The organism is Enterobacter sp. R-1.6.2 (genome assembly GCF_035064085.1).
Taxonomy (GTDB): Bacteria; Pseudomonadota; Gammaproteobacteria; order Enterobacterales; family Enterobacteriaceae; genus Enterobacter; species Enterobacter asburiae_B.
The window spans coordinates 285675-311097 of record NZ_JASEYI010000002.1 but is presented as its reverse complement, the minus strand read 5'-3'; the positions used below and the strand labels follow the sequence as shown (position 1 = coordinate 311097).

The window sequence follows — 25423 nt, the reverse complement described above, 5'->3', positions numbered from 1 at the left end:
GGGTAAGGTTTTGGTTATGCAGCCTTACGGAACCTGCGGGTCAGTCGCTTCTCGATTTCGACGACGAAGAACATCACGCCCGCTACCGCCAGGGTCACAAACCAGTAGCGCAGCGGCAGGGCTTCGGTGCCGAACAGCATCTGCATCAACGGCAGGTAGATAATCGCCGCCTGGAGCAGGAACAGCACGCCCGTGACCAGCCAGATCCCTTTGTTCGCCAGCAGGCCGCGGTTCAGGGAGAACCCTTCGGTGTTGCGGCAGTTAATCATGTACACCCACTGGGCGCAGACCAGCATCTGCAGCAGCACGGTGCGGATGAACTCCGCGCTGTGGCCGCGCGGGGCCAGCCAGGCTTCCAGCGCAAAGGCGGCGATGGCAATCATGGTGCCGACGAAGGCCACGCGCCACACGGCGTAGGCGTCCATCACGTGCTGCCCGGTCTGGCGCGGCGGACGACGCATGATGTTGCGCTCGGCGGCCTCAAAGGCCAGGCCGAAGGAGAGCGTGGCGGAGGTGGCCATGTTCATCCACAGAATCAGCACCGGCGTCAGCGGAATGATATTCCCCGCCAGCAGCGCAATCACAATCAGCAGCCCCTGCGCGAGGTTGGTCGGCATGATGAACAGAATCGTCTTCTTCAGGTTGTCGTAAACGCGACGCCCCTCTTTCACCGCGCTGGCGATGGTGGCGAAGTTATCGTCCGTCAGGACCATGTCCGCCGCTTCTTTGGTCACTTCCGTGCCCTTGATGCCCATCGCGATACCGACGTCAGCCTGACGCAGCGCCGGGGCGTCGTTCACGCCGTCACCGGTCATGCCGACGATTTCGCCTTTGTCCTGCAGCGCTTTCACCAGGCGCAGCTTATGCTCCGGGCTGGTACGGGCGAAGATGTCATACTTCACCGCCGCTTCCGCCAGCGCGGCGTCGTCCATTTTCTCCAGCTCGTAGCCGGTGACCGCCTGCTCGCTGTTGGCGATCCCCAGCATCTGGCCGATGCTCATCGCCGTCTGCGGGTGATCCCCGGTGATCATCTTCACGCGGATCCCCGCCTGCTGGCAGGCGTTAATCGCATCAATGGCTTCCGGACGCGGCGGATCCATCATCCCGGCGATACCGAGGAAGATCAGGCCGTGGCTCAGGTCGTCGTGCGTCAGTTCCTGCTCGCCGTTCGCTGGCTTAAACGCCGCGGCGACCATGCGCAGCCCCTGACGCGCATAGCGCTCCATCTCGGTTTCCCAGTACGCGCGGTTGAAGGCTTCCGCACCGTTGCGGGTCTGCTGCTGCGCGCACAGGGCGAAAATGACGTCCGGCGCGCCGGTGATCAGGATCTGCTCCTCACCGCCAATCTGGTAGTGGGTGCTCATGTACTTGTACTGCGAGTCGAACGGGATTTTGTTAACCAGCGTGGTCATGACCGGCTCAAGGCTGGCCTTCGCCGCCAGCACCTTCAGCGCGCCCTCGGTTGGGCCACCGGTGATGCCCCACAGGCCGCGCTCGTCCTGGATCAGCTGGCTGTCGTTGCACAGGTCGATGGTGCGCAGGTAGTGCTCCAGCACGGTGCCCGGCTGGATGTGGACCGGCTCATCGCTGCCTTCCAGGTAGATGTTGCCCACCGGCTCGTAGCTGTTGCCGTCCACGCGGTAGCAGGCGTCAGCGGTGATAATGGCTTTAACCGTCATCTCGTTCATGGTCAGGGTGCCGGTTTTATCCGAACAGACCACGGTCATCGCGCCGAGCGTTTCCACCGTCGGCAGCTTGCGGATAATCGCCCGCTTGCGCGCCATCGCCTGCACGCCCAGCGAGAGGATGATGGAGATAATCGCCGGCAGACCTTCCGGCACGGAGGCCACCGCCAGGCTAATCAGGGAGAGCAGCAGCTCGCCCATCGGGATCTCGCGGAACACCAGGCTGAAGACAAACAGCGCGGCCATCATCGCCAGAATAATGGCGAAGATCGCTTTACCCAGCTTGTCCATCTGAACCAGCAGCGGCGTGCGGTGCTTTTCGATACCCGCCATCATCTGGTTGATGTGGCCGAGCTCCGTATCCTTACCGGTCGCGGTGACCACGCCGACGCCGCCGCCCGCGCTTACGGTCGTCCCGGAGAAGACCATATTGGTGCGATCGCCCAGCGGCAGTTCGCCGCTCAGCGGATTAATATGTTTATCCACCACGGTGGATTCACCGGTCAGAATCGCCTCTTCCACGCGTAAATTATGCGCTTCGATTAAACGCATATCCGCCGGAATACGATCTCCCGCGCGTAATACAATAATATCGCCCGGGACTATTTCAGTTGTGGGTAGAGTTTCGTGATTGCCGTTACGAATAACGCGCGCCTCGCTGGAGAGCATATTGCGAATACTCTTCAGGGATTTTTCCGCGTTGCTTTCCTGAATATGGCCAATTAAAGCATTGATTACCGCCACGCCCAGAATAACCAGCGTATCAACCCAGTGGCCCATTATTGCTGTTAATACGGCGGCGGCCAGCAGGACATAAATCAGCACATCATTAAAATGGGCCAGGAAACGCAGCCAGGCGGGTTTGCCTTTTTTCTCCGGCAGCGCGTTCGGCCCTGTTTTTTGCAGACGCGCCTGCGCCTCTGCACGATCCAGACCGCTGGCCTGGCTCTGCGTGTGGGTGAGCACCTGCTCTACGGTCTGCTGGTATGCCAGCCCGCCGGAAGGCGGCACGTTTGGGGACACTTTTTTTTCGGTCATCGTATTTTTCCTTCAACATCCGGTGAACAGAAGCCTGAATTCCTTTCTGGCTAAATAAATTCATTTTTAAGTCTTGCGGGTAAAATTGATCTACCGCAATATAGTGACTTCTCGGTTATTCAAAACTGATTAAAACTATTTCGATGGCCTGATTTTTACAAAATATTTCTAAACCAACACTAAACGAGGGGGAACCATGTGGGGTATTTATCGCGGACGCCGACTGGTGTTATACGTTATCGCGGCCATTGTTATTGCCACGTTAATTGGTTATAGCACCTATACATTTGTAAAATTATTTTCCTGACAAAGACATTTATTTACATAACGCGATATTAATATAAATGCCGGGTCGTATTTTGTTATTTATTCCCCAAATAATATCTTCGTTTTATTCAATAACGTCTTAGTCGCTGATATTGCTTTACGTTACAGGATGCCGGACAATGACATTTTTAACTGACGATTAACATTACGATGAAACACCCGTTAGAATCGCTGCTTACGGCAGGCGGCATTTTATTGCTGGCCCTGCTCTCCTGTCTGCTGTTGCCCGCGCCGTCGCTGGGTCTGGTGCTGGCGCAGAAGCTGGTTCAGACCTTTCACATGGTCGATCTGAACCAGCTTTACACCATTTTGTTCTGCGTGTGGTTTTTACTGCTGGGTGCCATCGAATTCTTCGTGCTGCGTTTCGTCTGGCGCCGCTGGTTTTCACTGGCGTCGTAAGCCAATAAAAAAGCCGGGTGGCGACTTCGCCTTACCCGGCCTGTGATGGCAATTTTTGTGACCCGCCAGGGCGGAAAACAGCTCAGTGCGCCTGACTGTGGTTCTCCTTGCGGTACGCACCAGGCGGCTGGTTGAACGTGCGGGTGAAGATACGGGTAAACGTCTGCTGCGAGTCAAACCCGTAACGCAGGCAGATGTCGTACACCCGAGCGTCGGATTCACGCAGATCGCGCGCCGCCAGCAGCAGCTTGCGCTCACGGATATAACGCCCCAGGCTCTCCCCTTTGTACTGCATAAACAACCGCTGCAGGTGCCACTTCGAGTAGCCCGCGTGGCGGGCAATCTCTTCTATACGTAATGGCTGGTGCAGATTGTCGTCGATCCATTCGACGATAGTGTCGATGACTTGAGCGGAAATGGTCATGCTGCTGTCCCCCTCTGCTTCTCGCTTAAACATTATTCCCACCACGCGCGAAAGGTTTGCGTGGCGTCATTCACCCGGACGGGCTCGCCCAGCGCCGGTGTCAGTAGCCGATAGTTTTTATCCTTGCTGGCTTTAGCCAGCTGGATCAGCGGATCGTTCCACGTATGTTTCGCCAGCACGAATCGTCCGTTATGCCCGGGCACTACGGCTTTCGCGTTCAGATCCACCGAGGCCTGCGCCGTTTCCTCCGGCAGCATGTGGATGTACTTCCAGTCCTGGTCGTACTGGCCGTTTTCCATGATGGCAACATCCACGCCATCAAACTGCTCGCCGATGGCCTTAAAGTGCGGGCCGTAGCCGGAATCCCCGCTGTAATAAACCTTCCGATCTGGCGTGACGAACATAAAGCTGCCCCACAGGGTTCGATCGCGCTTGATGCCGCGCCCGGAGAAGTGACGCGCCGGCAGAACATGCACCGTCAGTTCATCGCTGATGCGTACCGACTGGTTCCAGTCGCGTTCGTCAATAATCTCAGGCTTCATCCCCCAGTAGCGCAGATGGGATCCCACGCCCAGCGGCGTCACCACGCGCTTCACCTTCGGCAGTAGCGCCCGGATGGTGGCGTAATCCAGATGATCGTAGTGATCGTGCGAGATAATCAGCAGGTCGATTTCCGGCATGCTTTCAGCGCGCCACGGATATTCCCCGGCAAAGGCTTTATTCAGAAACGAGAACGGCGCGGCATAGTTGCCGAGCACCGGGTCAATCAGGATGCGTTTGCCCGCGAGCTGCAGGTACCACGAGGAGTGGCCGAGCCACACCAGGGTGTCCTGCTCCAGCGGCAGGCTCGCAAGATCGGTTTTCACCAGCGGCAGCGGCTGGGCCGGGCGCGCGTTTTCGGTTTTTTTGGTCAGAAAATCCCACGTCGCGACCAGCATGTTTTTGTCGCCGTTATAGCCCGGCGTCGGCAGCGTATTGTGGAATTTCCCGTCGCGATACTGGGGAGAGGCCTCCACTTCAGTGAGCTGCTCACCCTGCGGCGGCTGGCCGAATCCGGCATTCAGAACAAACGGTAAACTCGCAGCTGAAGCAATAATCATGATTAACACCACGCAGATGAAGAGAGGTTTTTTCATATCCAGACCCGAAAACGCGCCCCATCCGATAGTTTGCGCGGGGTAAACTTGATTATGAGTGAGTAAGCACTCATTATAGATATGATGATAAAGTCGTCAAGACGTTTTCGATCTTTGACATTCCGCGTTGCAGCGTGTCAAAGCACGTGTTTCAATCAGGGTTTTTATAATTGACAGGGGGAAAAATTTAGTGGCACGTCCGAAGAGTGAAGATAAAAAACAGGCCTTACTGGAAGCCGCAACGGTGGCGTTTGCACAGTCAGGTATTGCCGCCTCAACGTCGTTAATCGCCCGTAACGCGGGCGTCGCCGAAGGGACCCTGTTTCGCTACTTTCCCACTAAAGACGATCTGCTGAATGCCCTCTATCTGCACCTGAAGCAGGATCTCTGCCAGGCCATGCTGGCAAACCTCGATCGCACCATCACGCTGCCCAAAGAACATACCCGCAATATCTGGAACAGCTACGTGGACTGGGGTATTCGTAACCCCGTTTCTCATGCGGCTATCCGCCAGATTGGCGTCAGTGAAAAGCTGAGCGCCGAAACCGAACAGGCGGTGAAAGAGATGTTCCCGGAACTCCATGAACTGTGCCGCCGCTCGGTGCGTCAGGTGTTTATGTCAGATGAATTTAAAACCTTTGGCGATGCGCTTTTCTTATCGCTGGCCGAATCCACGATGGAATTTGCCACTCGCGACCCTTCCCGCGCCGTTGATTTTAAAGCGCTCGGTTTTGAAGTGATGTGGCGCGGGCTGGCCCAGGAAGAGAGCGATGGACAGTAAATCCTTGCAGGAGCACGCAATGCGCGTGGCCCTTGAGTTGCCCTTCACCGAACACTGCTGGCCGTTTGGGCCGGAGTTTGACGTGTTTAAAGTGGGCGGAAAGATTTTCATGATCGCCGCGGTCGCGCACGGGCGACCGCACGTCAGCCTGAAGTCAGACCCGGAGAAATCGCTGTTAAATCAGCAGATCTATCGCGGGATCGAGCCAGGCTACCATCTGAGTAAAAAGCACTGGATTTCCCTTTACGGCACCGACGACGTGACGCCGGAACTGGTTACCGACCTCATCCGTGATTCCTGGAATCTGGTGGTGGATAAGCTGCCGAAAAAAGACCAGAAGTGGATCCGTCCGGTCTGATTGTTCGTCTGAGACGAACAGATTAAGCGCTCGAATTGCACTTATCTTTTTCCGCGTCCCGCTGTAATCTGCTTTCCTTTCGCGCCCGCGAGCGGGCGAATTTCATCACCAGGAGTTGTTATGGATATCATTTCTGTCGCCCTGAAACGCCACTCTACCAAGGCGTTCGACGCAAGCAAAAAACTGACCGCGGAAGAAGCGGAAAAAATCAAAACCCTGCTGCAGTACAGCCCGTCCAGCACCAACTCCCAGCCGTGGCACTTCATTGTAGCCAGCACCGAGGAAGGAAAAGCGCGCGTGGCGAAATCCGCTGCGGGCACCTATGTATTCAACGAACGCAAAATGCTGGATGCTTCCCACGTGGTGGTGTTTTGCGCGAAAACCGCGATGGATGACGCCTGGCTGGAGCGCGTTGTGGATCAGGAAGAGGCCGATGGCCGTTTCAACACGCCGGAAGCCAAAGCCGCAAACCATAAGGGCCGCACCTACTTCGCCGACATGCACCGCGTGGATCTGAAAGATGACGACCAGTGGATGGCGAAGCAGGTTTACCTGAACGTCGGCAACTTCCTGCTCGGCGTGGGCGCGATGGGTCTGGACGCGGTACCAATTGAAGGTTTCGACGCCGCTATTCTCGACGAAGAGTTTGGCCTGAAAGAGAAAGGCTTTACCAGCCTTGTGGTAGTACCGGTTGGGCACCACAGCGTGGAAGATTTTAACGCCACGCTGCCGAAGTCTCGCCTGCCGCTGAGCACGATTGTCACTGAGTGCTGATCTTCTCTGGCACGCTGGGTTCCGGCGTGCCTGTTTTCAATACCGCATACTCCCGTTGTGTATAGATGCATCCGTTAGCAGGCAAATTATTTGTAACAGCATAGAAATACCTATATCGGAAATTTCGCATACAATTTTATAATTAATAATTACGTTCTTTTATGTGATATCAACCAGTTACAGCCTCTCAGCACTCCAATCAATAACCCTCAAAAATATATCCATTTATTTTTTGTCACATTCACGTTAATTATTCCCTTCTGGTGCCGCATTAATTAATGCGCATTTTGTATGAATTGTTACATGTCCATTTTTGGAATCGGGGTTTTGCATGTTTTTATATGCACCCATTTCGCATTAAAAGAAATGGAAACACTTTTTCAAGGAATTACAAGGATAGATATATGAAAAATAAAAGTGCAGTGAGCACTCAGCCTAATACAAAGGTATTACACGCTAAACTGGCGCCGACCTGTTTTGCGACCATGCTTGCACTGGGCATGATCATGCCAGCTCAGGCTGCCATCGTGGCAGGTAATACCGATAAACCGGCCATTCATACGGATGCAAGTGGCGCTACCATTGTTGATATCAACAAGGCGAGCGCAGGTGGGGTTTCCCATAACGTTTATTCCGAATTTAACGTCGACAGCAACGGCGTGATCCTGAATAACAGCGGCACGGCAACCAACACCCAATTAGCAGGCCAGATCAATGGCAACGCTAATATGGCCGGCGGCAGCGCTAAGGTGATCCTGAACGAAGTACGTTCATCCGATCCGAGCCAGCTGAACGGCATGGTCGAAGTGGCAGGCCAGTCCGCACAGGTGATTATCGCCAACCCATCAGGCATCACCTGTGACGGCTGCGGCTTTATCAATACCAACCACGCTACGCTGACCACCGGTACAGCCACCTATGATAACAAGGGTAATGTTAGCGGTCTGGATGTGAGCAAAGGCCAGGTGACCATCACCGGTAAAGGGATGGATACCCGCTCTACGCAGTACACCGACATTATTGCCCGTTCAGTGAAGGTCAATGCGAAAGTTCAGGCTAACGAACTGAATATCGTCACGGGTAACAACCACATCGATAAATATGGTCGCGTGCAGAAGAAGTATGACAGCAGCAATGCCCCTGACGTAGCGCTGGATGTGTCTGCGCTGGGCTCCATGTACGCGAATAAAATCTATATGGAAGGCACTGACGCCGGCGTTGGCGTGCATATCGATCGTGCTGACCTGACGGCATCCGACACGCTGTCAATCAACGTTGAGGGTGTGGTCGAAAACAACGGGGGACATATCAGCGGTAAAAATGCAGCTACCGTAATGGGAAGTGATGTCCTGAACCATAACGGTCAGATTACCTCTGAGGGTATGGTGTCCGTTACCGCAGACAACACCCTGGACAACACTAACGGCGTCATTAAAGCCGCGATGGTGAATGTTTCCGGCAAAAATACCGTTAACAGCCATGGTTCCATTCAGGGCAGCCAGAATACCTTTATTACCGCTGACTCGCTGGACAACCGCGACGGTGAAATTCTCAGCAATGGCGATTTGACGATCGGCCGCGCCTCCTGGAATTACAACGCGCAGGGCGTGAATAATACCCATGGCCGCATTGTTGCTAAAGATGCCCTCAACGTAGATGCTGCCAGCCTGAACAACTCCGCTGGCCGCGTAGAAACCAACGGTGCGATGAGCGTCAATGTCGACACGCTGACGAACGACAACGGTCTTATTTCCGCCGGGAACGGCTGGAACATGATCAACGCCTCCATGCTGAATAACGATAACGGTGTGATTCAGTCTCTGGGGTCTGACAGCCAGCTTCAGGTGAGCGGCAACAACATGCTCTCTAACCGCAATGGTTCAATCCACAGCGACGGCTCTGTTTCAATCAATGGCGCGCTGGATAATATGTCCGGCACCATCGCAGCCGAAAAAGACCTCTTTATGTACGGCACGTCTTACTATTCTGACCTTGCCAGTAAGATGGAAGCAGGCGGCAATATCGACATGACCGTGACCGGTACGTTCCAGAACGCCGGAACCCTCAAGGCGGGTCAGGATATGATGTTAACCATCGGTTCTAATGGCTGGAATAGCTATGGCGGCCCGGCGCAGAACAGCGGTTCCATCGCGGCTGGCGGTCGCCTGGCGCTGCAGATGAACAGCAGCCAGTTCGACAACAGCGGCGACATTACCGCTAATCAGATGGATCTTCAGCTGGCAGACCTGTCCAACAGCGGCTCGATCGCCAGCAAGAATGACATCAACCTGAACACCACTAGCCTGGAAAACCGGGGTAACGGTACGCTCGTCGCAGACCATAACATCAACATTACCGCCTCTTATCTGATGACCGATGCAGGCAGCCAGATTGCTGCCGGTTCTGATGCCATGCTGTTTGTCATGAACAATCTGGACAACAGCGGTGATATCCGTGCGGCGCATGACATTAATCTCAACGTAATGGGCAGCTACGGCTGGTCTCAGAGTACCGCCTATAACTACGGCACGATGACTGCGGGTAATAAACTCAACGCACAGATGGACCGTGTCAACCTCATTAACGGCGGTACGCTGTCTGCTGATAACGGTATTACCCTGGTCAGCAACTACCTGACCAACAGCGGTAACATCACCAGTGCAAGTGATATTACGCTGAATACTGCCAGCGGTATTAACAACGAAGCCAGCGGTAATATTACCGGCGATCGCGTTTCCACCACAGGTTATGTTAATAACATGGGCGTAATTAACGAGACCGGTGCAGCAAATCAAGACAACGGTAATAACAATAACACTGCTGATGACAACAATACCAAACCAGATTCAGATACCACAGCGGATAATAGTGGAAATACCACTGTTAAGCCAAACGGGACACCTGAAGGTAATGGCGTTTGGGAAAACGGCGTTGTCTATTATCCGGGCGATCTGTATTACGGGTATGTCATTCAGGATATCGTTTATTACCCTGGCGGTTACTCCATTTATACCGCGTAATCATTTGATGTAAACCAAAGCCCCATTCCTGGAATGGGGCTATCTATTTTTTCGCTATATTCAGGATCCTTCGCGGTCCATAAAGTTATTTACATGACTAATTATCGATCTGGCCTCGTTCTGCTATCACTGCTCGCGTCACTTCCCGACACTGTACATGCTGAACCGGCCACCACTCAGCAGCAGGATCAGGCGAGGCACGAACAGCTTGCACCGCCTGGGAAGTCAGTCCTTTCATCAGAAGGCATGCTCGCAACTGATGCGCTTGCTCTGCCACATGAGACAGTGTGCTACGACATTCAGCATCTGAACATCGACAATACGCAGTCGCTTCCTCACTGGCTCACTTTTCGCGATATCATTCGTCAGGCTGAGAATAACTGTATCGGCGTGAAGGGAATTAAAGCCATACATACGGCCGTGCAGAATCGATTAATATCCCACGGATTTATTACCACCCGCGTATTAATACCGGAGCAAAATTTGCACAAGGGAACGTTAACCCTGCGAATTCTGCCTGGACGCGTCAGTGATGTCATTATTCAGGATGAAAGCGGCCTCCCCGTTCATCGCTGGAATAACGTCCCACAAGGGCCGGACGATCTCCTCGATTTACGCGGTCTGGAACAGGGGCTGGAAAACCTGCAGCGTATTCCCGGTTCGCAGGCCAGTATTCGTCTGGTGCCGGGGGAGAATCCTGGCGATACGCGCGTTGAGATCAAGCGCGACCAGCGTAAAGCCTGGCGACTGGGCAGCTGGTTTGATGATTCCGGTAGTAAATACACCGGACGGTACCAGGGGGGCCTGGCGCTGTATCTGGATAACCCCACCTCGCTCAACGATATGTTTTATGCCGCGTATGGCGGTGGTTTCAAGAATGAAAACGGCAAGCGTAACGATAATACCTCGGCGTTTTACTCCGTTCCCTGGGGATACTGGGCGCTGGAACTTTATGCCAGCCAGTACAGAACGACGCAGACTCTCCATAGCGGTGATTTTAACTACCGGTACAGTAGCGATGAAAAGTTAATGACCGCCGCGCTTAACCGCGTGGTTTACCGCAGCGCGAGCCAGAAAACCACGCTGGGCTTTAAAGGGATCAAGCGGGATTCCCGCTACGATCTTAACGACGTGGAAGTGGAGGTTCAGCACCGGGACACCAGCAGCTGGCAGCTCAGCCTGGAACATTTAGCCTATCTTCCCTTCGGTCAGCTTACGGCAAGCCTCGGTTATCAACATGCCGCACCGTGGTTTGGTGAAGAACCCGATGCTGAAGAGATGGTGGGCAGTGCCGACGCGCAGGCGCGCATTATTACGCTGAGTGCAGACGGTACTTTCCCGTTCAAACTGGGCAAGTTCGCCCTCAGCTATGAACCGCATTTCAAGCAACAGACCACTCCGGACAGGCTGACCCAGCCCGATAAGTTCACCATCGGCAACCGCTGGACGGTGCGCGGCTTTGACGGAGAGTCCTCGTTGTATGCCGACAAAGGCTGGTATCTGCGTAATGATATCAATCTAAATCTGCCGGTATGGGGAATGCAGCCGTATATTGGCGCAGACTATGGCGAAGTCAGCGGCTCAGAAAATGATTACTGGAGCGGGGAGCACATTGCCGGTGCGGTCGCAGGCATACGTGGGGTAAAAGGCCACCTGGGTTATGACCTTTTTGCGGGTGTGCCACTGGCAAAACCGGATGAGATGCATACCAGTCCCGTCACGCTTGGATTTTCGGTGCAATGGCAGTACTGACACTGAAAGTCTAAGAATGGACGCAGGAGCGTTAGCCCCTGTCGGAGGGGGTAAATACAATCATGATTTACCCTCTTCAGGCTCTAATGAACACGCTGACATCCTCTTTGATTACGCTGGCAAATATATTGCTAAAAGCCCGCACGATACGCGTGCTGATACTGTCCACTTTCAGCCTTTACTGGCTGGTGCTACTACATATCCCCTGGCCTAACAACGGAGATTACGGCATGAACCTGCCGATGAACCTGCTGAGCTGGGGCATTATCTCACTGCTGGGTTTGATGGTTTGGCTATTACAGCGGGAAAAAACGGTGCGCTTCACCCCTACCGGTTTGCTGATGCTGGCTAGCGCGATGCTGTTTACCGTTCCGGCTTTCTGGTCACCGCACGAGGCCTTACCCATCGCTCTACCGAGGCTTGTCGGCATCTGGGGCGGAGCGTTGGTTTATATCACGCTTCTGCAGCAACCCATTCGCGAAAATGAAACCGTTGCCCTCTTTTACCTGTTGGCCGCCGCAGCTGTTATTGAGTGCACCCTCTCTCTGGCCGGGTTTTACTGTCCGCAATATTTGCCTTTTCCCCTCAATTCGCTGGCGGAAATATATGACGGGTACGCGCCCGGCGTCTTTCAACAGCTCAACGTGACCGCCTCGTTTCTCGCGACCGGGCTTGCCGCCCTGCTCTATCTTCTTGCCGATACGCGGCGCGCGCTTTATCTGCCGCAAGCCGAGCGTGTGCGGTTCGTGGCTATCAGCGTCGCCATTATCGTGATAACGGCGACGCTGGTGCTCTTCCATTCCCGTATTGGCTGGATTGGCGGGTTAACGTCGATAGTCTGCGCATCGGTGCTGTTCGCACAGGCACGTTTTCGACACCGCACTACACGCTGGCGGCGCACGCTGATAATCCTGCAGCCGGTGCTCGGCGGTCTGCTCGGCACGGCGATACTTCAGCAGTCGGTTGTGGAATCGCTCCTGCATGAAGGCTCTAACCAACAGCGCTGGCTGACCCTGGCGTACACGCTGCGCATGATCGGCGTCCACCCCTGGCAGGGCTGGGGGCTGGGGATGTTCGAATCAGCATTTCAGCACTTTATGGCCGCATTACCCGGTGACAACCCGAGCCGCGAAATGATGCAACACCCACACAATGAGACGCTGTTTATCTGGGCGGAGGGCGGCGTGATGGCGCTGGCGGGCGGGCTGTGTCTCCTGTGGGGCTGGATAATTCTTTTCCTGAGGCGAAAAAGCCTGTGGCAGTGGGCGGCACTGCTCACCACCTTGCCGATTTTGCTGCACACTCAGGTGGAATTTCCACTCTATTATTCCGTGGCGCACTATTTTGCCATTCTGATTTTAATGGCATCGGCAGACGGAAAACTCCGCACACTTCAGGTTCGCAGTACGCGATTATGTTGGCCGCTGGTGCTCATCGCACTGTATGGCTTAGTGCTTTCTGCACAGCTTTTTTTCGCCAGCGTTGTGCTGGGTAATTTTGAGACGGGCAGACTTGCTTTCCCTGAGAGCATTACCGGTTTACACGTGCCGGGACTCATGCAGATGCGCTATCAGCGTGACCTTAGCCAACTCCATTTGTGGCATTTCAACCAGGCGGGCGATATTGATGAACTGGAAAGATATGCCACAGAAAATGGCGAGTGGATTAGATGGCATATGGAAGAAGATGCCTGGAACGATGAGGTTAATATCTTATTATTTTTAGATCGTAAGATTGAGGCAGATAAATTAAAAAAACAGGCGCATCGGTTAATGCCGTGGGACGATCGCTTTAAACCATAGAGGGTAAAAATATATTCAGCCGCGCTTGTCACCTTGTTTTTTATACGGAAAGAAAAGACTTAAACAGAATTTTCCGTAATCCATCCTGTGAAAAATTGCCAAGGAAAATCAAGATGCTATGCAGTTTGCATGTTAATAAATAAAAACCAAGGGGCTCCTGATCGTAGGCTGCAAATCGACACGCCGCTGGAGATTGAGATCAATGAGAAAAGGGTGTTGGAAGTGCTGACTAAGCAATAAATAAACGATGCCCGTTGAGGAATATTATAACTGATGTTCAGATAAATGAGGAGAAGCGTGAGTGAAAGAGCGAGACCGGGCTTCCTGCCCGGCTCAACATTACTGGTACGTCAGGTTAAGTACCGCAGTAGCATTTGCAATGCCCGGTTTAACCTTATCTTTAGTCTGAATATAACGCGCGGTGATAGGGAAGCTTTCTTGTCCTCCCTGGGATTGCTTGAGCACAATTCTACTATTTAATTTTAATGGCTCGTTATTGTATAGAAGTTGAACTCCAACACCTTCGGCAATACCCTCTTGTCCACCATCCGTTGTGAGACTCAATACACTACTATCACTTGTTTCATTGGACTGTACGCCGTTTAAAGTAATGTTAACATTAGCTCCAGCATCACAATCAAGCCCAAGATTTACAGTCCTTGCTTCCTTTGAAACAGTGCCTGGAGCAATAAATTGGCCAGCCATAACATCACCTATTGGAAATGCAAGTGATTCTCCGGAGACAATAGAGCATGCAACTTGGTTAATAGTAGATGATGAAACAATGCTCCATGTTACATGAGAGTTTGCATCAGTATTTTCATTATCAGCAGCTTCATATTTAACTGCCTCTCCGGTCAGCAATACACCAGATGTTATATTTTCAGTTTTAATTAATTCAGCGTTGGCTTCAGAAAAACCAAATCCCCCGGGTTCAGAGGCAGTGAACACGAAACCGCCTGGGGATGGTGCTGCGTAAGCTCCGCCATGATTCCAACTATTTAATCTTATACGAATACCTACCCCTGGAACATTTGTTTTATAAACGTTATCAACTCCAGAAGCTTGTGCACCATTATAGAGCATTACCACATACACACTACAACCATTACTTAAAAAGTAATGTGGATCGCCCGTCAATGTTCCTTTCGCAGAAGTAATTACACTTCCAACGGGAGTATCACGTTGAACTGTAATCGTAGGGTTAAATTTTATGGTTTCATTCGGACTACTAGCTACGTATGCGCTACAACCATATGAATATGTTGACATCATGATTAAAAGTAACGCCAGAGATTTTAGATATATACTCATAACACACCAATTAAATTTACACATAGTGAGGTATTGCGTTAAGAATAGTTCAAAACAAAGGTTGCAATAACATTGGCACTACCTCCAGAAACAACATTGGAAACAGATATATAACGAGCCGAGAAATTTAAATCAATAGAATCTTGCTCCGGATGAATTAGATATCCATTGCTTTTTTTATTTGGCGGTATTAAAACATCTTTATCATCATAAATACCTAAAGCGATTCCTTTTGATGATTCTGTTTCTGAATCAACCGAAAAATAATCAGCATTAAGAGAATTTACCTCTCCAGAAAAAGTTATACTTACCTCACTCGCTGCAGGGCCACAATTTTTAAGATTGATGATAAAAGGAATTGCATTAGATCGCGTACCTGCAATCGTGAATTCTTTGACAGGTACAGCTCCCATGTAAACAAATTTATCTTGTGATTCGCTGGAAATTTCACAGGTGTTATCCTCAATTGTGCCTGATATACTCACTACACCATCATGTGCATTTGCATTGCAAAAACATACCCCACAAAACAAAAATGCAAATAGATAAAAAACCTTCAGGTTTAACATGATTAACACTCACTGATAAGTCAAATCAAAATACATAACAGCAGAGGCTTCTCCAGGAGTTACCACGGCTTTAGTAGACTTGTATCTCATTAAAAATGACAGCGTATTTGTTTCCCCATCCAGTTCATAGATTAAAGGTTTCACACTATCAAAAGGCAATATTTTAAAACTGTTATCCAGTAACTCTATTCCTAATCCCGTTGCTAACAGTTTGCCCTTCCCAGTATCGGTTATTGCCAATAGTGTAGGATTATCACTGTCCGTTTTACCTGAAAAACTCACCTGGACATTCTTTAATTTTGGATAGCAATTTTCTAAATCAATATTCATCGCTTTGAATGAAGAGGTGCTTCCTACCGTAGGAAAATCTTTCCCAGAAAATGCACCGATCATTATAGATTGATCCGGAGATCGAACAGTACAACCACTGGCAGTAATACTACCCGCAATCGATAGCGTCGAATCGGCTGTCAATGCAAGTGGAACAAAAAAAAGATTACCCAAAAGCGTCAGCGTCACGACGTTAAGATATTTCAAATATAGTTTCATCGTTTGCATCCTCTTTAATGACAAAGCTCGTTCATCTGAGTAATGGCGGAATTCTCTGCATAAGCAGGGAACTGATATTTCACCCGGCACGTTTGCTCGGCCCCTTCCCCCCACTGAACCTGCAACTCACCTTTCGGAGCCAACCCGGATAAATAGACCTGCCCGTCATCTCCGACAATACTGCCCGCGCCATCATCATTACGTGTCACTGTCGCCCCAAACGGAACCGGTTTGTTATTGTTCATTAGTGTTAATAACGCCCGGATACCGACATGCGCTTTAAATGTTGCCCTAACCAGCGCGCCGCGCGTAGGCACAACGTCTACCACAGCGTTATCAAGATCAACGCTGTCACCTAAAGTCGTGGTGTCCAGGCCTATCCGGTTTTTACGATAGGTATTCGCGAAAGGAACAACAGCGAAACCACGCCAGTCGGTTTTCACGCCAGTGGAGTTTTCAACTTTAACGTTATCCGCACCCGGCGCTTCTATCAGAACGTTCGTCTCGCCCAACGGTTGGCTCAGGGTAATACCCTGGCGATGCGCCACGATGCCCCCGGCAACGCCATAGGTCACCTGCTGAGAATCGCCGTTATCGGTATAGTTGTAACCCACGTTGGCGTTCCCGTACCCGCCCTGATAAGCAAGGCTGGCATTACCGCTATTACCTGTACCCTGATTACCGTAGCCCTGCTGAACGCTGTAGCTCAGGTTATTGCCTTCCAGCAGGGTACCGCTGATCCCGGCATTCTGGGTGACGCTACCGTCGTTATCCTGGTTCAAGCTGTATGTCGCAAACGTATTATTTGGCGACGTGGCACCCTGTGGAGAAAGCCATTTACCGATCGGTAATGACAGGTTGAATGCAATCATTTTGTCGGCTACGGGTTGGCCGGACATCTGGCTGTAGTTATAACTCACACCGATATTAATATCCTTCCAGGTGGTGTTATAACCAAATTGCACCAGCGTATCCTTACCATCGCTATGCCAGTAACTCTGCTGGCTTCCGCTGAGATAAATGGAGCCAAAACCACCCAGTTGTTGAGAAATATTGACCTGCAACTTTCCGCGCTTGGTGTAATAGAGGTTGTAGTAGTCGAACCAGTGCGGCACATCGTTGTTATCATCATCATCCTCGTTCAGCGGATTGCTGTTATAGCCATCCATGTGCTTGTACGTAGTATCCGTAAAGGTGTAATAGCCTGACGTTGAATAGCGATAGCCTAATAACTGGAAGTTAGTTCCTATTTCGTTTAACGATTTTGCATAAAGCAAACGCAATGACTGACCGCTATGCTCGGTCTCATCAATAAGCGTACTTTGGGCGTGAGTGACATCCGCAGACAGCGCGCCCCAGTGGCCCATATTGACCCCCGTCCCGATCGCCATTGCCTTGTAATTGTCAGACAGCTGTGCGCCGCCATACAGCGTAAAACCATGCGGCAAGCCACAGCTTAATGTTCCTTGTGCGAAAGAGACTTGATCTTGCTGTTCGTTGCTGGTGCGGTACTTCGCGGCCGTGGCAGAATATTTCAGACGACCTTCGCGCTGTAGTAACGGGACGGCGGAATAAGGGACAGAATAGGAGGTAATAGCACCATCCTGCTCTTTTACTTCTACCGTCAAATCCCCGCTTGAGGATGTCGGAAAGAGATCGTCTATTGCAAAGGCGCCAGGCGCTACGTAAGTCTGATAAATAACGTATCCGTTTTGTTTGATCGTCACCTGAGCGTTGCTTTTTGCAATACCGCGCACCGTTGGGGCGAAGCCTTTCAGGCTGTCCGGCAACATATTGTCGTCTGAGGCCAGCTGAACACCACGGAAGCTAACGCTGTCAAACACGTCACCACTGGTATAACTGTCCCCCACCGTCAGTTCACTTTTCAGCGAGATGATCGTGCGTTCCAGAAAACCACTAATGTGTTGCCACTGGCTGGTTGTCTCTCCATTACTACTGGTGCTACGGTTAAATGTAGAATAGTCACGATAACGCCATGCTCCCAGGTTAACACCGCCGTTTAGCCCCAGAAAATTGCTGCTACCTTCGCCGCTGCTGTCTTTTCGTCTCGAGCCATTCAGGTTGTAGTTCAGAAGCAGGGCGTTGATCCCCTGATCCCATTTTTCCGGAGGAATGTAGCCCCGTGCGCTATTTTTAAGCGCAACCTGTGGCACACTGAGATCCAGGCGCTGCTTGCTAAAATCAAAACTGGCTTTAGCCCCCTCAATCAAAGTCGCGATGTCGATACACTGCCCGTCTACAGACTGTTTTCGGTCTTGCGGAATACTTAGATCGATACCCAGACCATCCAATACTTTTCCGGATAAACAGGCGGTTAAACCTGTATCATCGGAGGATGACGGGGCGCTGGAATTCTGCGTTTGCCGGGCCTGAAACTCGACATCATGACTGGTGATAAAATCATTATTGAGATAAATGTCTACGCGATATACCCCAGGGGCCTGGCTGCCGTCGTTTTCAAAGCGGGATAGATCGGCAACCTGATTTTTGCCATCCGCTAAAAAAGCCGGATTAAAATAGTTCTCTGCATGCAAAACACTGGAAAATAAACCCGTTCCAATAACTAACGCTAATGGAGATAACCGCCAGCGGACTGCATTAATCATTCGAGCTTGTTTTCGAAGTTTCATAACAACTTATGACCTGTCTGCATTACGCATTGCATGTTAGTGCTGGGGTTACTGCGCCATAGTCATTCATGGTCTGGAAAGAAATACTGCCCTGGGCATTATCCGGCGCCGTTACCTGAAGGTTACCCATTGGGGGAACCATGTTGTTCGGCAATGCTTTCCCTCCAACGCTGAATTTCACCAGCGAAACAAAATAGGGAGAAGGGTTTGTAATGGTGATGCTTTTTCCACTACGCTGGCAACGCAGCGTTGCAGGTGCATCCATTGATTTCATTTTTAAATGCGCAGGGCGAACAAATAATTTGATCACACTTTGCGTAGCGATCTGTAAGGTATTACCCTGGAGTTGTTTTTTATCGAGTGAAGGTATTGCTTTGTTATTGAAGTAAAATACTGACTCGCGATCTTCCGGAAGTTTTGGGCCTACGTACATGATGCGCAGAACGTTCGCTTTTTCAGGCTTCATCACAAACAATGGCGGCGTCACGGTAAACTGTGTGGATTTATTACCCTGGAGATCGGACACCCAAGATTGCACCAAAAACGTCTCTTTCTTATTGGTGTTAACAACATTGATGCTGGTTTGTTTTTCACCCAGCGGATAAATGATTCGGGTGGCCCCCAGCGCGATCCCTTCTGCATAAACTAAATGACTATTTCCCAGGCAGATCATTAATAAGAGCAACGTTGAAATAAAGGTTTTCATTTTAAAAATCCAAAAAAATAAAAAGCATCCTGGTGAGTACTTATCCATTTTTACTTACTGATAAATCACCGAGAAAGTGACGGTCGCACTGGCATCCCCCGCCGTAACGGGCATCGATACAGAGCGATATCGGGCGGTAAACAGTAATGTGTTCTCTCCGGCAATCAGCGGCATTTTTGCGAGAGGTTGGCTATCAGGGATCACCTGGTTGCCTCTCATATCAAAAATACCAATTCCGACGCCCTTTGCAGCACCAGAGCCAAAACCTGCCTGAAAGACCTGTGGATCCTTAAGATCAGCCAGTCCGTTGAAGGTGACGCTTGCCGACTCGCTGGTTGAAGTGGCACAATTTTCAAGCTTAATCCAGAAGGTGACCGGTTCAGCCCAACTTCCTGGCCCTAAAAATGAACCGGTGCGGACTTGACCCATCATGACACTCTGGTCAAAACTCTGCGTATCAATTGAACATGAGCTATTAACCACAGCACCATAGAAATGCACTTTTCCCACGGTTGATATATCGCTACTAATACCTGGCTGAATCAATAGCAGTTGAACGAAAATTATCAGTGCTATCAGACGAAACATGTTTATCTCAATAAAAAAATTATGATGAAGCGCCAGAAATATCCCCCCCGGCATTCCAGAGGGGATAAATAAAGCAATCAGGAATAGATGATCTGGAATGTTGCAACAGCTTCAACAGCACCCGCAGTTGGTTTATCACCAGTTGTCAGATAATCAACACTCATAGGAATGGTGTTGTCGCCTTTTGACAGCGGAATGGTGTCAGATGCGGTACCAGAGTTAACGTCCATCTGCTTACCATCTGGCCCGAACAGGCGCAAAGCAACACCCGTTGCTGCACCGGAACCTGCGGTGTTAGCCAGCGCACCTGCGGAAGCAGCGTCAGACTGGCCGCTGAAGGTGATAGCCGCATTGGTATAGGTGCTGACATCGCAGTTAGTCAGGGTCACGTAGAACGGCTTAGACTGGCCAGAAACGGCATCTTTAGCGCCGAGGCTTTTCAACGTAATTTGATCAATATGGACAACCTGGTCTTCAGATTCCAGGGCAACAGCGCACGGTGCGTCTACCACAGAACCCATAAACTTAATATTACCACCGTTAACGGTCGTAGTACTTGCCGCCTGTGCACAGGTAGCGCTTGCCATAATAGATGCCATAACTACAGCTAACATATGCTTCTTCATTTAAAACTCCAGATACCTATAATAAAAAAGAAAAATCCTGTTCTCACAAATAAAACATTATTTTTCAGCGAAAAAACACTCAGCATGTTGTAACAATATTTTATTTACACGGGTATTTTTACAACATTAACTTTTTAGTCAAAATGAAATACGATCCTTTCTTGGATCCTAAATAGGATATTGTTTAGAAGGACAATACCCTTAGCGGCACTTAGAATTACAGCATCAGCATGGAGAACTGACTTTTCCATTAAGGAGACATATATTATCTCTCGGAGTTTTACCGTGAAAATTATTACTATTTTACTGCTTGGCTGCACTGTCGCCGCCACCTGCCAGATGGCTCACGCAACGGTCAATATTGGCGGAACACGCCTCGTCTATGCAGGTGCAAAAAAAGAAGTGTCACTCAGCGTTCGTAATCCAGACAGTAGTCCTTATCTTATTCAGACGGTTATCGATAATCTTGAGAGTGGTCAGCAAAAACCGCCCTTCATCATCACCCCTCCGCTTTATCGCCTTGATGGAGGGAAAGAAAACCTAATGCGCGTTATCCAGTCAGGCAATCTTCCACAAGATAAAGAGTCCATGTTCTGGCTACGTGTTAAGGCGATCCCTTCAGCGCCACGTGAAAAAAATACGCTACAAATTGCGGTATCAACCAGCATTAAACTGATTTATCGCCCGGACTCGCTGAAAAACCTGGACGTAGAGAAAGAAAGCGACAAACTCAGCTGGCATATTTCCGGCAACCAACTGAATATCAACAATCCGACGCCCTGCTACATTAATTTCAATGAAATAAGTGTTGCCGGAAAAAAACTTACGAATGTCTCCTATGCATCACCGGGCAAAACAACATCGTTTACGCTCCCTGCGGGAGTTAATTCCGGAAATATTCAATTCAGCGTCATTAGCGACTTCGGCGCTGTGGGCAAGATGCACTCAAAATCTGCTTAAATGGCCATTACTATGTTCAATGTAAAAAAATTCTTTTTATCATCAACAGCCTGTATTTTTCTTACTGTCGGCTCGGCTCACTCCGCGTTTGCCGCAGACCCAGTACAAATTACCGTAACGGGCAATATTGTCGCCTCACCTTGCGTAATCGATACGGGAAGTGAGTCGTTAAATATTTCTCTAGGCGACCAGTTGCAAAGCGCCGATCTGAACGCAGCAGGAAGCAGTTCTGCATGGGTACCAATTAACGTCGTTTTCAAAAGCTGTCCGGCGGGTACGTCAACGATAACCGCAACATTCCATGGCACAGCCGATGCTGGCGATCCTAACACGCTGTACAGCAACACGGCGGTAGATGCGGGAGAAGACAAAGCGGCTAAAAATATCGCTGTTCAGCTTGAAGGTTTGGCTAATGAAGCTTACGGCAATGGCAAAACGGCGACTATTGATATTGCCTCCGCAGGCACGACACCCACCTTTAAGATGCATACTCGCGCTTTCAGTAAAGACGGTGGCGCGACACCGGGAAAAATCAGCTCCGTTATCACGATGTCATTCACGTATAACTAACAAACGGGTTTTTCTCCCGGATACGGCTCAAGGATGGCCGTTTCCGGTCATTTTTTCATTGTAGGGTGCTGAAAGGGATATCATGATTTTCTCTCGCTTTGCGTCTTTGCTGGCTGCATTCACGCGTTCTCCCCATCGCCTTTACGTTAAACATCCTTCATCCTTTCAGCCTCTATTAAGATAACGTGTTATATGTTGCGTGTAGCCCATGGTGTCATTCATAACCTTGTTCTCACTTCCATCACTTTTATCAACCTCTGAAATACTCGTAGTGATATTTCTCTGGGTATGTTGTACGCTATGAAACCTGAAAATTATATTATAAAACTTATACATGAACTCTCTGAACCGGAGCGCGTCAGGGTAGGACACCAACGGCAAATCATTTCATTGGATCAGCATGAAAAACCAATGACATTCATACTCCATTCCGGCATCGTCGCCGTCTACCGCACGAGAGACCGGCTTCTGCTGAAGTTTATCGAAGCCCCGATGATCGTTGGTATGAATAATCTTATTGATACCAATGCGGGCTTTTATATGCAGGCCTGCGGTGAAATTAGATATGAAATCAAACCGCTAAAATCTACATTTGTAATTATTAACAATCGCAATCTTTGGCAGGAAGCCGCCTATTCGTATATGTACGCCATTAAACGGTTACTGGAAGCTCATGAAACTTCGGTTGGGTTGTCTACTTATGAGTTAATTCGCCTTAATCTTGTGTCACTGATGACAGAGAAGGAAGACCTTCGTCTGTCTGTTAATGCCTGTGACTACATACAGGAAAAGACTCATCTTTCGCGCAGTCGAATTATGAAGATCCTGAGCGATTTGAAAACAGGCAACTATATTAAAATTGAACGTGGGCTCTTAATGGCAATAAACAGGCTTCCGGATAACTACTGACCCGGGAAACCAGGTTTATTTGTTCTGCTCCGCCAACCATGCCATTGCCCTTTCTCCCGCCTCATCCACCGGTAAATACACCAGCAGCCGCGACCCGTTTCGCGGCGCGGAGTACCAGTACATCTGCTGCAGCGTAAAATCCCCCAGCTCGGGATGGGTAAACAGCTTGAGCTGGTTCTCCACGCCGCGCACGTCGTTGCGCTGGTGCCACAGGGTTTTAAACTCTTCCGACACCGCAAAGAAGCGCGCCAGTTTGGCCTCCCACAGCGGATCGCCCCGGTGCTCGGCCATCGCCGCCCGGAAATAGGAGACAAATATGGGCAGCACATCGTCACGTCTGCCGAGACGAGCGCGCCACGCCGGATGGGTGAGGAACAGGTAAATACAGTTGCGGTCTTCCGGCGGAATTTCATTGAAATCGACGCCCATAAGGTGCCCAAAGCTGTCGTTCCACGCCACGATGTCGAAATTCGGTTTCTGAATGCTGGCGGGTTTAGGCATCAGCGTATCCAGCAGGCGGCGCGTGCCCTCGCTGATACCCTCGCAGCAGACCGCCTGCGGGGCTTCACCCGGCGGCAGCCCGGCTAACACGAACAGGTGTCGGGCCTCGGTCGGAGTGCATTGCAGCGCTTTTGCCACAGCCGCCATCACCGCGCTGGACGGATTGACGTCCCTGCCCTGCTCAAGCCAGGTATACCAGGTCACGCCCACGTCCGCGAGCATCGCTACCTCTTCCCGGCGCAGACCCGGCGTGCGGCGACGACCGCTGCGCGGCAGGCCGAGACGCTGCGGATCGAGGCTTTCGCGTCGCGCGCGTAAAAATGCCCCCAGCTGTTTTCGGGTGTCATCCTGAAGTGAGACGACGGGTTCAGACATCAAGGCCATAAATCCCCCTGCATGGTAGTGCCAGTACCAGTATAAGCAAGAACTGGTACCCGTTTATCAGATGGTTGATGCTACGACCATCTGTTGAATGACGCAATGGAGTTACCATGAATACGTCAGTTGTTTCACCGGGCCGCGCTGGCCTGATATTGCTGCTAACCGGCCAGATGCTGCCGATGATTGATACCTCAATCACCAACGTCGCGCTGGACGCCATCACCCATTCGCTGAACGCCACCGCCACCGAGCTGGAGCTGATTGTCGCCCTCTACGGCGTGGCCTTCGCCGTCTGCCTCGCGCTCGGCAGCAAGCTGGGGGACAACTTTGGCCGTCGGCATCTGTTCATGTGGGGCGTCGCGAGCTTTGGCCTGGCCTCGCTGCTGTGCGGGATGGCGGGGAACATTGAACAGCTGCTGACCGCGCGCATCGTCCAGGGGGCGGGAGCCGCGCTGATCGTGCCGCAAATTCTTGCCACGCTGCACGTGACGCTGAAAGGTACGGCGCACGCTAAGGCCATCAGCCTGTTTGGCGGCATCGGTGGGATTGCGTTTATCGTCGGCCAGATGGGCGGCGGCTGGCTGGTGTCGGCGGATATCGCCGGGCTGGGCTGGCGTAACGCCTTCTTTATCAACGTGCCGATCTGTCTGGTGGTGCTGGCGCTGAGTCGCCATTTCGTACCCGAAACCCGTCGCGAGACGCCGTCACGCATCGACTGGACCGGAACCGTGCTGCTGGCGATCATTCTTTGCTGCCTGCTGTTCCCGATGGCGCTCGGCCCCCAGTGGCACTGGTCGTGGCCGCTGAAGGTTATGCTTCTCGCCATTATTCCGCTGGGTTGGCTGACGGCGCTGAATGCGCGCAAAAAGGAGCGTGAGAATGCCCATCCGCTGATCCCGCCGCGCCTGCTGCAGCTTCGCAGCGTTCGCTTTGGCATTCTGATTGCGATGCTCTTTTTCAGCGTCTGGTCCGGGTTTATGTTCTGTATGGCGCTGACCATGCAAACCGGTCTGGGGATGGCACCGTGGCAGTCCGGAAACAGTTTTATCGCGCTGGGCGTAACTTACTTTATTTCGGCGTGGTTCGCGCCGCGTCTGATTGCTCGCTACAGCACCAGTACCATTCTGCTGACGGGTCTGGCGATCCAGATTGCCGGCCTGCTGGCGCTGATCGCCACGTTCCGCGTCTGGGGAATGGAGAATACCGCCCTGACGCTGGCACCCGCGACCGGGCTGGTCGGCTACGGGCAGGCGCTGATCGTGAACAGCTTCTACCGCATCGGGATGCGCGATATTCAGCCTGACGACGCGGGGGCTGCGAGCGCCATTCTCAGCACGCTGCAGCAGGCCGCGCTGGGGCTTGGCCCGGCCATTTTTGGCGCGATTTTGCTGCACGCGCTGCAAAACCATCACGGGGATTACACCCATGCGGTTAACGTCTTCCTGATGGTGGAAACGGCGATGATGGTGGTGCTTGCCCTGGCGACGCTGCGCATCCGCCATAGCCTGTGCCTGCCGGTGGTGAAGGTCTGCCAGGCCACCAAATAAGCCTGGGAATTTGCATAATAGATCCGCAGCCGCCATTATGGGGCTGCATCAATACA

Annotated in this window: 22 protein-coding genes; 11 read left to right on the top strand and 11 right to left on the bottom strand. The window is 51.4% G+C overall.

Going from position 1 to position 25423, the window contains the following annotated elements:
- Positions 1–14 precede the first annotated feature (14 nt).
- Positions 15–2723 (bottom strand): cation-transporting P-type ATPase, encoded by a 2709-nt coding sequence (locus tag QMN93_RS03370; RefSeq protein WP_193138889.1) that lies wholly within the window; start codon positions 2721–2723, stop codon positions 15–17.
- 477 nt (positions 2724–3200) lie between these two features.
- On the opposite strand from QMN93_RS03370, the gene QMN93_RS03365 reads away from it, so the two are divergent.
- Complete coding sequence (locus QMN93_RS03365) at positions 3201–3449, top strand: DUF1158 domain-containing protein (RefSeq protein ID WP_013097677.1); 249 nt, start codon at positions 3201–3203, stop codon at positions 3447–3449.
- Between the two features lie 82 nt (positions 3450–3531).
- On the opposite strand, the gene QMN93_RS03360 is transcribed toward QMN93_RS03365, so the two are convergent.
- A complete protein-coding gene (locus QMN93_RS03360; RefSeq protein ID WP_029741711.1) occupies positions 3532–3873 on the bottom strand; it encodes a RamA family antibiotic efflux transcriptional regulator in 342 nt (113 codons plus the stop codon).
- A 32-nt stretch (positions 3874–3905) separates the two neighbouring features.
- Positions 3906–5009 (bottom strand): MBL fold metallo-hydrolase, encoded by a 1104-nt coding sequence (locus QMN93_RS03355; RefSeq protein ID WP_069303773.1) that lies wholly within the window; start codon positions 5007–5009, stop codon positions 3906–3908.
- Between the two features lie 190 nt (positions 5010–5199).
- On the opposite strand from QMN93_RS03355, the gene QMN93_RS03350 reads away from it, so the two are divergent.
- From QMN93_RS03350 to QMN93_RS03325, 6 genes are all read left to right on the top strand, one after another.
- A complete protein-coding gene (locus QMN93_RS03350) occupies positions 5200–5790 on the top strand; it encodes a TetR/AcrR family transcriptional regulator (RefSeq protein ID WP_039264021.1) in 591 nt (196 codons plus the stop codon).
- Positions 5780–6148, top strand: a complete 369-nt coding sequence (locus QMN93_RS03345; RefSeq protein ID WP_064673593.1) for an MmcQ/YjbR family DNA-binding protein — start codon at positions 5780–5782, stop codon at positions 6146–6148. Before QMN93_RS03350 ends, QMN93_RS03345 begins: the two co-directional genes overlap by 11 nt.
- Positions 6149–6268: 120 nt before the next feature.
- A complete protein-coding gene (gene nfsB, locus QMN93_RS03340) occupies positions 6269–6922 on the top strand; it encodes an oxygen-insensitive NAD(P)H nitroreductase (protein ID WP_024906901.1) in 654 nt (217 codons plus the stop codon).
- A gap of 404 nt (positions 6923–7326) precedes the next feature.
- Positions 7327–9942, top strand: coding sequence for a filamentous hemagglutinin N-terminal domain-containing protein (locus QMN93_RS03335; RefSeq protein WP_193138887.1), 2616 nt, complete (start codon positions 7327–7329; stop codon positions 9940–9942).
- 93 nt (positions 9943–10035) lie between these two features.
- Positions 10036–11694 carry a ShlB/FhaC/HecB family hemolysin secretion/activation protein gene (locus tag QMN93_RS03330; protein ID WP_193138886.1) on the top strand — a complete coding sequence of 553 codons (1659 nt, stop codon included), beginning with the start codon at positions 10036–10038 and terminating at the stop codon, positions 11692–11694.
- Positions 11695–11780: 86 nt separating this feature from the next.
- The gene (locus QMN93_RS03325; RefSeq protein WP_193138885.1) at positions 11781–13496 is read left to right on the top strand and encodes an O-antigen ligase; all 1716 of its coding nucleotides are present in this window, start codon (positions 11781–11783) and stop codon (positions 13494–13496) included.
- A 339-nt stretch (positions 13497–13835) separates the two neighbouring features.
- Here QMN93_RS03325 and QMN93_RS03320 read toward each other — a convergent pair whose 3' ends face one another.
- The 7 genes from QMN93_RS03320 to QMN93_RS03290 form a co-directional block, all read right to left on the bottom strand.
- Positions 13836–14810 carry a fimbrial protein gene (locus QMN93_RS03320; RefSeq protein ID WP_182383141.1) on the bottom strand — a complete coding sequence of 325 codons (975 nt, stop codon included), beginning with the start codon at positions 14808–14810 and terminating at the stop codon, positions 13836–13838.
- Positions 14811–14848: 38 nt separating this feature from the next.
- Positions 14849–15379, bottom strand: a complete 531-nt coding sequence (locus QMN93_RS03315; RefSeq protein ID WP_083239562.1) for a fimbrial protein — start codon at positions 15377–15379, stop codon at positions 14849–14851.
- Between the two features lie 9 nt (positions 15380–15388).
- On the bottom strand, positions 15389–15928 hold the full coding sequence (locus tag QMN93_RS03310) for a fimbrial protein (protein WP_064673589.1): 540 nt from the start codon (positions 15926–15928) through the stop codon (positions 15389–15391).
- Positions 15929–15942: 14 nt separating this feature from the next.
- Positions 15943–18579 (bottom strand): fimbrial biogenesis usher protein, encoded by a 2637-nt coding sequence (locus QMN93_RS03305; protein ID WP_182383140.1) that lies wholly within the window; start codon positions 18577–18579, stop codon positions 15943–15945.
- 22 nt (positions 18580–18601) lie between these two features.
- The gene (locus QMN93_RS03300; RefSeq protein WP_231926982.1) at positions 18602–19333 is read right to left on the bottom strand and encodes a fimbria/pilus periplasmic chaperone; all 732 of its coding nucleotides are present in this window, start codon (positions 19331–19333) and stop codon (positions 18602–18604) included.
- Positions 19334–19339: 6 nt separating this feature from the next.
- On the bottom strand, positions 19340–19873 hold the full coding sequence (locus tag QMN93_RS03295; protein ID WP_083239561.1) for a fimbrial protein: 534 nt from the start codon (positions 19871–19873) through the stop codon (positions 19340–19342).
- A gap of 77 nt (positions 19874–19950) precedes the next feature.
- Positions 19951–20499 (bottom strand): fimbrial protein, encoded by a 549-nt coding sequence (locus QMN93_RS03290; protein WP_064673587.1) that lies wholly within the window; start codon positions 20497–20499, stop codon positions 19951–19953.
- Positions 20500–20838: 339 nt separating this feature from the next.
- On the opposite strand from QMN93_RS03290, the gene QMN93_RS03285 reads away from it, so the two are divergent.
- The 3 genes from QMN93_RS03285 (at position 20839) to QMN93_RS03275 (ending at position 22938) form a co-directional block, all read left to right on the top strand.
- Positions 20839–21459 carry a molecular chaperone gene (locus QMN93_RS03285; RefSeq protein ID WP_182383950.1) on the top strand — a complete coding sequence of 207 codons (621 nt, stop codon included), beginning with the start codon at positions 20839–20841 and terminating at the stop codon, positions 21457–21459.
- A 12-nt stretch (positions 21460–21471) separates the two neighbouring features.
- Positions 21472–22029 carry a fimbrial protein gene (locus QMN93_RS03280; RefSeq protein WP_166670500.1) on the top strand — a complete coding sequence of 186 codons (558 nt, stop codon included), beginning with the start codon at positions 21472–21474 and terminating at the stop codon, positions 22027–22029.
- A gap of 300 nt (positions 22030–22329) precedes the next feature.
- Complete coding sequence (locus QMN93_RS03275) at positions 22330–22938, top strand: helix-turn-helix domain-containing protein (RefSeq protein ID WP_182383139.1); 609 nt, start codon at positions 22330–22332, stop codon at positions 22936–22938.
- A 15-nt stretch (positions 22939–22953) separates the two neighbouring features.
- Here the strand turns inward: QMN93_RS03275 and QMN93_RS03270 are convergent, their stop codons facing one another.
- Entirely contained in the window at positions 22954–23823 is an 870-nt protein-coding gene (locus QMN93_RS03270; protein WP_064673585.1) for a helix-turn-helix transcriptional regulator, read from the bottom strand.
- 107 nt (positions 23824–23930) lie between these two features.
- On the opposite strand from QMN93_RS03270, the gene QMN93_RS03265 reads away from it, so the two are divergent.
- A complete protein-coding gene (locus QMN93_RS03265; RefSeq protein ID WP_064673584.1) occupies positions 23931–25367 on the top strand; it encodes an MFS transporter in 1437 nt (478 codons plus the stop codon).
- Positions 25368–25423: the final 56 nt, after the last annotated feature.